This is a genomic window from Corynebacterium sp. KPL2680, from assembly GCF_040225675.1.
In the GTDB taxonomy this organism is placed as follows: domain Bacteria; phylum Actinomycetota; class Actinomycetes; order Mycobacteriales; family Mycobacteriaceae; genus Corynebacterium; species Corynebacterium rhinophilum.
Window position 1 is genome coordinate 1 of the sequence record NZ_JBEHFM010000039.1, and the last position, 6,043, is coordinate 6,043.

The window sequence follows — 6,043 nt, forward strand, 5'->3', positions numbered from 1 at the left end:
ACTACGGTGGTCGCCAGCCTCATTCATAAGGGGCCCACCGTCAGTTACAGATACACCACGCTACTGGACGCAACCGCAGCGATGCGTTTAGCACCATAAAGACCAAGCTCATCATCAAAGATGGTTGTGATTCTCGCGCCAATAACGGCATCAGAATACATCTCTTATCCTGCGCTTTTTACGAGTTTGGACCCATTTATAAAACGAGGAACGATTCAGCTTTAACACATGGCACATCCGTGTGAGCCGAGTACTCGGTTCGGTGGTCATAGACACACTGAGAAGCAGAACGCCCGTGAGTTGCTTTAAGCAAAATATTTAGCGGCCTTGCGCAGGATGTCACGTTCTTCGCGCAGTTGTGCGTTTTCTTTTGTCTCATTGGCGGATCCGCTCGGAATCATTCGCCGCTTGGGCTTTATCCTGCATGGCTTTTATGCGGGCACGTTTGCCGGTGCCGTACTTCTTGACCCAAGAATGCAGCGAGGCTCGGTTGATACCGAGCTCTGCTGATGCTTTGTTCAGCGAGAGGTCCTCATTGTTCTCATAGAGGGCCACAGCATCGCGTTTGAACTGTTCGGAATACCTGGACATAGTGGCAGATTACCTTTCTTCCCAACCCAACCAGGCTGGATATCAGGTGTCCACCAACTAGGGGTCAGGTCCTTCAAAGTATGCGGAGCTGACCGAAAGAATTACCGAAATCGTAAAAGACTCCGAATTCAGCTACGGCTACCGTCGCGTCTGGATTCAATTGAAGCAATCGGGAATCAAGGTCAGCGAGAAAGTTGTGCGCCGAATCATTACGGCCGAAGGGTTAACGGTGCGTTATGTTAAGAAAAAGCGTCGTTATTCGTCGTATCGCGGGGAGATTTCAGATGCCCCACCAAACTTGGTGAAACGGAATTTTCATGCTGATAAGCCTGGGCTGCTGTGGTTGACGGATATTTCAGAGTTTCCTGCTGATGACGGGAAAATCTACTTTTCAGCGTTGGTGGATTGTTTCGACGGAAAGATCGTGGGAGCAACAACGAGTTGCCATCCTAGTCAGCAGCTTGCAGACGACTGCTTAGCACAGGCGATTGAAAATGATGCGCCTGCGGATCCGACAAGATTAGTAATCCATTCCGATCGGGGTTGCCACTACCGAGGTAATAGTTGGATCCAAGCCTGCCAAGACATCGGTTTTGCTCGTTCAATGTCGAAGAAAGGGTGCTCACCCGACAATTCGGCGTGCGAAGGATTGTTCGGCCGAATGAAAAATGAGATGTTCTATGGACGTAAATGACGCCATCGTGAGGAACTAGAGAAAGCGATTCATGAATATGTCGACTTCTACAACGAACGAAGAATCAAGCTTGAGTTCAGCGGATTAAGCATCAATCAACGCCGACGCAAACTGCTACTCTGAATAGTCCTAAAAAATGTCCGCATCCCCTTTTGCTACTTAACCCAAAAGCCCTACTGGAAAAAGGCGACCCACCCCTAGACCCCAGATAACAAGAAAACCGGCACCCCAGAACAAAACAACTGAGATGCCGGTTCGCCAACGATGTCGCGACTGACCTGTCAAGCATGTCGCGACCCATGACACCTGTGGAGCATAGGAGAATCGAACTCCTGACCTTCTGCTTGCAAAGCAGATGCTCTACCAATTGAGCTAATGCCCCATTGTTCCGTGGTGGGCCTAGCTGGAATCGAACCAGCGACCTCATCGTTATCAGCGATGCGCTCTAACCGACTGAGCTATAGGCCCTTTAGCGGAACGAGAAGTAACTTTACATACTACCCCGGAAAGAACACAAATCGGCAGCTCAAAGAGGTTTTCAAAGGCACTCTTCGTTGGCCTAATGAGTACCCTACTTCGCGCTTAAAACTAGAAAAATGCCGGCAACCGTAGCTGCCGGCATAGTCTCCCACTCACAGTGGTCTAAATATCATCCAAGCTAACCTTTAGCCCGCCGAGGACATCCACGATGGCGTTATAGATGACGGCCATCAGCGGTGCGAGCAAGGTGAACAGGACGGCGAAAATAACGCCAATCAGCGCGCTGGCTGCGATCACCACACCAAAGGTGACCTCAAAGCCCCCGCCGACGCCGCCAACGAGGCTATTGACTGACTCCCATATGCCCACCTGGTGCAAGCCGATGTACAGCAGGCACACGGCCAGCAACCACGCGATGAGTCCGACGAGTGACAGGGCCAGACCAACGCGAAACGCCGAGGTGGGCGAAATGTGGTGGATGGTTACGTCTCGTCGTTCCATGTCCTACTCCTCATCCTTGGAGGCATCGCTACCCTTGTGGTGCTCTTGCTGGACCTCATCGACGGTCTTTTCGCCCTTGGCCACAGCCTGCGCGTCTTCCTCACCATCTTCTTCGACATTGCGGTCGATGGCAAGCAATTCGACGTCATCGGCAAGGTCAACCAAGCGCACACCCATCGTGGCGCGCGAGGAAGGACGAATCTGGTTTACTTCGGTGCGAATAACCCCACCGGCGGAGGTAATGGCGAAGATTTCATCGTCTTTATCAATCGAAATGGCACCAATAAGCTTGCCGCGCTTCGGAGTGTACTTGAAGGTCATGACACCCAAGCCACCGCGGCCCTGCGGGGTGTATTCCTCAATGGCGGTGCGCTTGCCGTAGCCACCTGAGGTAGCAACGAGTAGGAACTCGCCGTCGTGGACGACGGACATCGCCAGCAGCTGGTCATCGCCGCGGAAGCGCATGCCCTTCACACCGGCGGTAGCGCGGCCCATGGGGCGCAGCTGGTCGTCATCGGCAGTAAAGCGAATGGCTTGGCCCTGCTCAGAGGTCAGCAGGATGTCATCGCCCTCAGAAACGAGCTGGGCGCCGATGAGCGCATCGCCCTCGTTGAGATTGATGGCGATAAGGCCTGCGGAGCGAGCGGACTCGTAATCGGTCAGGCGCGACTTCTTCACGCGGCCCTGCTGGGTGGCCAGAACCAGGTATGGCGCATCCTCGTAGGACTGGATCTGAATGACCTGGGCGATCTTTTCCTCCGGCTGGAATTCCAGCAGGTTGGCCACGTGCTGGCCGCGGGCAGCGCGGCCGCTCTCCGGCAGCTCGTAGGCCTTCAGGCGGTAGACGCGGCCAAAGTTGGTAAAGAACAGGATCCAGTCGTGCGTGGAGCAAACGAAGAAGTTCTTCACAATGTCATCTTGCTTGAGCTCCGCACCGCGCACGCCCTTGCCGCCACGCTTTTGTGACTTATAAGTATCAACCTTGGTGCGCTTGGCATAACCGGTGGCGGTAATGGTGACCACGACGTTTTCGCGGGCAATGAGGTCTTCATCGGTGACCTCGCCGGAGGCAGGCAGGATCTCGGTGCGGCGCTCGTCGCCGTACTTTTCGACGATCGCTTCCAGCTCATCGTGGACGATCTGGCGCTGGCGCTCCTCGTGGGCGAGGATGTGCTTGAGGTCTGCGATCTCTTCTTCGATTTCTGCCAATTCATCGACGATCTTTTGGCGCTCCAGGGCGGCCAGGCGGCGCAGCTGCATCGCCAGGATGGCATCGGCCTGGATATCGTCGACATCGAGAAGCTCCTTCAAGCCCTCGCGCGCCTCATCAACGGTGGGCGAACGGCGGATCAGGGCGATGACCTCATCCAACATATCCAGCGCCTTGACCAAGCCGCGCAAGATGTGCGCGCGCTTTTCGGCCTCATCCAGGCGGTACTGGGTGCGGCGAACGATGACCTCAATCTGGTGCGCAACATAATTGCTCAGCATCTGATCCAGGCGCAGGGTGCGCGGCACGCCATCGACGATGGAAAGCATATTAGCGCCGAAAGAGGTCTGCAGCTGGGAGTGCTTGTACAGGTTATTGAGCACCACGCGGGCTACAGCATCGCGCTTCAGGGTCACAACAATGCGCATGCCCACGCGGTCAGAGGACTCATCTTCGATCTTGGAAATGCCGGCGATCTTGCCGTTGGCTACGGACTCCGCGATATTGGAGATGAGGTTATCGGGGTTGACCTGGAACGGCAGCTCCGTGATCACGATGGTCTGCCGGGAGCCGGATTCTTCGATGGAGGTCACACCGCGCATGCGGATGGAACCGCGGCCGGTGGTATATGCATCCTTGATGCCCTGATCGCCAACGATAAGGCCGGCGGTGGGAAAATCCGGGCCCTTCACGCGTTCCATGCAGGCCGCGAGCGCGGCATCCTCGTCTGCGTCTGGGTTCTCCAGCAGCCAGTAGATGGCCGAGGCCAACTCATTGAGGTTATGCGGCGGGATATTGGTGGCCATGCCCACGGCAATGCCGCCGGAGCCATTCATCAAAAGGTTAGGCACGCGGGACGGCAGGACGTCCGGCTCGCTGGTCTTGCCATCGTAGTTGGGCGAGAAGTCCACGGTATTTTCGCGGATATCGCGGACCATTTCCATGGCCAACGGGGTGAGCTTGCACTCGGTATAACGCATTGCGGCAGGGCCGTCGTTACCGCGGGAGCCGAAGTTACCCTGGCCATCGACAAGCGGGTAGCGCATATTCCAGGACTGCGCCAAGCGCACCAAGGTGTCATAGATGGCCGAGTCACCGTGTGGGTGGAATTGGCCCATGGTGTCAGAGACCGGGCGCGCGGACTTCACATAGCCGCGCTCGGGGCGGTAACCCGAATCGAACATGGCGTAGAGAATGCGGCGGTGTACCGGCTTTAGGCCATCGCGCACCTCAGGCAGCGCGCGGCCCACAATGACGGACATGGCGTAGTCGATATAGCTCGACTCCATCTCCTCATTAATGTCAATGGGAAAAATCCGATCAAAAAGATCGTCGTTATTGTCACTCATAAGGCCAAATTCTACCTTCTCCGGGCTTTATCGGCCTTATTTGCCGCACCGGTGGTATCACTGTGGTATCACTGGGGCATGGCAATGACATTGCGGCTTACCGCAGAACAAGATCACGCCCTTACCCTCTTGGCCTCCGCGCAAGGCACCTCCAAGCACGAGGCGGTGGTGCGTGCCATCGTGGCGGCGGCCTCGCGCACGCTTGCCGATGCCCACGTGCAAGCCACCGCCCGCGAACTCCTCCCCGGCCGCGCGGATCTAGAGGCCGAAATCCGCAGGGCGCGGAAGACCCAGTCATGAGCCCCGAACAGCTATACCTAGTGGCTCAAGAATTTTGCGCCCGCTTTAATCTCCGCATCATCAATTACTCCGCCTTGGTGGCCGCCGCGGCTGCCAGCACCGCGCGCCTGGAGGGCATAGCCATTCACGGCGATGAGCAACAGGCAGCCCAAGCCATGGCGGAGGTTTTAGAAAAGGTGCCAGCGTTAAATGCTGGAAACCAGACCTTCGCGCAGTACTGCGCCCGCGTCTATATGGCCACTAAATTCGCGTAAAGTATCGCACCATGTCTCACCTTTCTACCTTGATGCATGGATCCACCCGCACCGAGTTCATCGCCGAGTGCGGGGCTCTCGTTGAAAAAATCGCCTCCGCCCAATCCGGCATTTCTGGCATGGCCATTAAAGGCGGATTGGCCGCCGCCAAGAAGGCCGATGCCAACGTCGTCCCCAAGGCGCTGGAACGGATCCTGCCGGATGTCCTCGATGCCCTGGATCCGCGGTGGCAGGACTTTGCGGAAAGCGGGAAGGATGATTTTGGTGCCTTCCTTGAACCGCGGCAAGAAGAGGTCAGCGATGAAATTATGAATATCGCAGATAAGCACGTAGAAAAGGTGAACTCCGCCGCACTGCGCAACCCCTATAATTCCCTGCGCGGCAAGGCCACCAAGATCTTAAGCCCGGAAGTTCCTGCATTCGGCCGCATAGTACAAAAGCACATGTAAATAAATAGTTTCCACCGGTTTTCCTGCGGTTGAAGGTTTTCTGGACTGCGGAGTATAAGTGTGGAAGTGAATTATTCCCCGCATCATAAATCGTCGGCATCAGAAGCAAACCGTACCGACTACCCCGCCGGCCAAGACTGAACTGCTCCCCATTAGTTGGACTGAGAAATCAGTTACCGACTAGTAGGGAGTAGTTTTCTTTGAGAGCACGAAGT

At 55.9% G+C, this 6,043-nt stretch carries 7 protein-coding genes, 2 tRNA genes and 1 pseudogene; 5 read left to right on the top strand and 5 right to left on the bottom strand.

The features are described 5' to 3' along the window. Nucleotides 1-375: 375 nt before the first annotated feature. Nucleotides 376-591 (bottom strand): transposase, encoded by a 216-nt coding sequence (locus tag ABRP66_RS11245; RefSeq protein WP_349838695.1) that lies wholly within the window; start codon nucleotides 589-591, stop codon nucleotides 376-378. A gap of 88 nt (nucleotides 592-679) precedes the next feature. Between ABRP66_RS11245 and ABRP66_RS11250 the strand changes: the two genes are divergently transcribed. Next, the gene (locus tag ABRP66_RS11250) at nucleotides 680-1,285 is read left to right on the top strand and encodes an IS3 family transposase (protein WP_284783770.1); all 606 of its coding nucleotides are present in this window, start codon (nucleotides 680-682) and stop codon (nucleotides 1,283-1,285) included. A gap of 18 nt (nucleotides 1,286-1,303) precedes the next feature. Further along, nucleotides 1,304-1,408: pseudogene (locus ABRP66_RS11255) on the top strand (IS3 family transposase); the annotation flags it as partial. A gap of 186 nt (nucleotides 1,409-1,594) precedes the next feature. Here ABRP66_RS11255 and ABRP66_RS11260 read toward each other — a convergent pair. The 4 genes from ABRP66_RS11260 to gyrA form a co-directional block, all read right to left on the bottom strand. After that, nucleotides 1,595-1,667, bottom strand: a tRNA-Ala gene (locus ABRP66_RS11260). Between the two features lie 9 nt (nucleotides 1,668-1,676). Further along, a tRNA-Ile gene (locus ABRP66_RS11265) sits at nucleotides 1,677-1,753 on the bottom strand. Between the two features lie 174 nt (nucleotides 1,754-1,927). After that, entirely contained in the window at nucleotides 1,928-2,266 is a 339-nt protein-coding gene (locus ABRP66_RS11270) for a DUF3566 domain-containing protein (RefSeq protein ID WP_284770777.1), read from the bottom strand. Between the two features lie 3 nt (nucleotides 2,267-2,269). Next, nucleotides 2,270-4,825 carry a DNA gyrase subunit A gene (gyrA, locus tag ABRP66_RS11275; RefSeq protein ID WP_005276024.1) on the bottom strand — a complete coding sequence of 852 codons (2,556 nt, stop codon included), beginning with the start codon at nucleotides 4,823-4,825 and terminating at the stop codon, nucleotides 2,270-2,272. Between the two features lie 78 nt (nucleotides 4,826-4,903). Here gyrA and ABRP66_RS11280 point away from each other — a divergent pair, with 78 nt between their 5' ends. The 3 genes from ABRP66_RS11280 to ABRP66_RS11290 are packed head-to-tail and all read left to right on the top strand — an operon-like array spanning nucleotide 4,904 to nucleotide 5,828. Next, complete coding sequence (locus tag ABRP66_RS11280; RefSeq protein WP_023029849.1) at nucleotides 4,904-5,125, top strand: hypothetical protein; 222 nt, start codon at nucleotides 4,904-4,906, stop codon at nucleotides 5,123-5,125. Beyond that, complete coding sequence (locus ABRP66_RS11285; RefSeq protein ID WP_023016410.1) at nucleotides 5,122-5,379, top strand: hypothetical protein; 258 nt, start codon at nucleotides 5,122-5,124, stop codon at nucleotides 5,377-5,379. The genes ABRP66_RS11280 and ABRP66_RS11285 overlap by 4 nt, the downstream gene beginning before the upstream one ends. An 11-nt stretch (nucleotides 5,380-5,390) precedes the next feature. Next, complete coding sequence (locus ABRP66_RS11290; RefSeq protein ID WP_284770778.1) at nucleotides 5,391-5,828, top strand: DUF6918 family protein; 438 nt, start codon at nucleotides 5,391-5,393, stop codon at nucleotides 5,826-5,828. Nucleotides 5,829-6,043 lie beyond the last annotated feature (215 nt).

Coding starts and splice junctions, on each gene's coding strand:
- ABRP66_RS11245 (WP_349838695.1), bottom strand. CDS start 591: ATGTCCAGGTATTCCGAACAGTTCAAACGCGATGCTGTGGCCCTCTAT.
- ABRP66_RS11270 (WP_284770777.1), bottom strand. CDS start 2,266: ATGGAACGACGAGACGTAACCATCCACCACATTTCGCCCACCTCGGCG.
- gyrA (WP_005276024.1), bottom strand. CDS start 4,825: ATGAGTGACAATAACGACGATCTTTTTGATCGGATTTTTCCCATTGAC.
- ABRP66_RS11280 (WP_023029849.1), top strand. CDS start 4,904: ATGGCAATGACATTGCGGCTTACCGCAGAACAAGATCACGCCCTTACC.
- ABRP66_RS11285 (WP_023016410.1), top strand. CDS start 5,122: ATGAGCCCCGAACAGCTATACCTAGTGGCTCAAGAATTTTGCGCCCGC.
- ABRP66_RS11290 (WP_284770778.1), top strand. CDS start 5,391: ATGTCTCACCTTTCTACCTTGATGCATGGATCCACCCGCACCGAGTTC.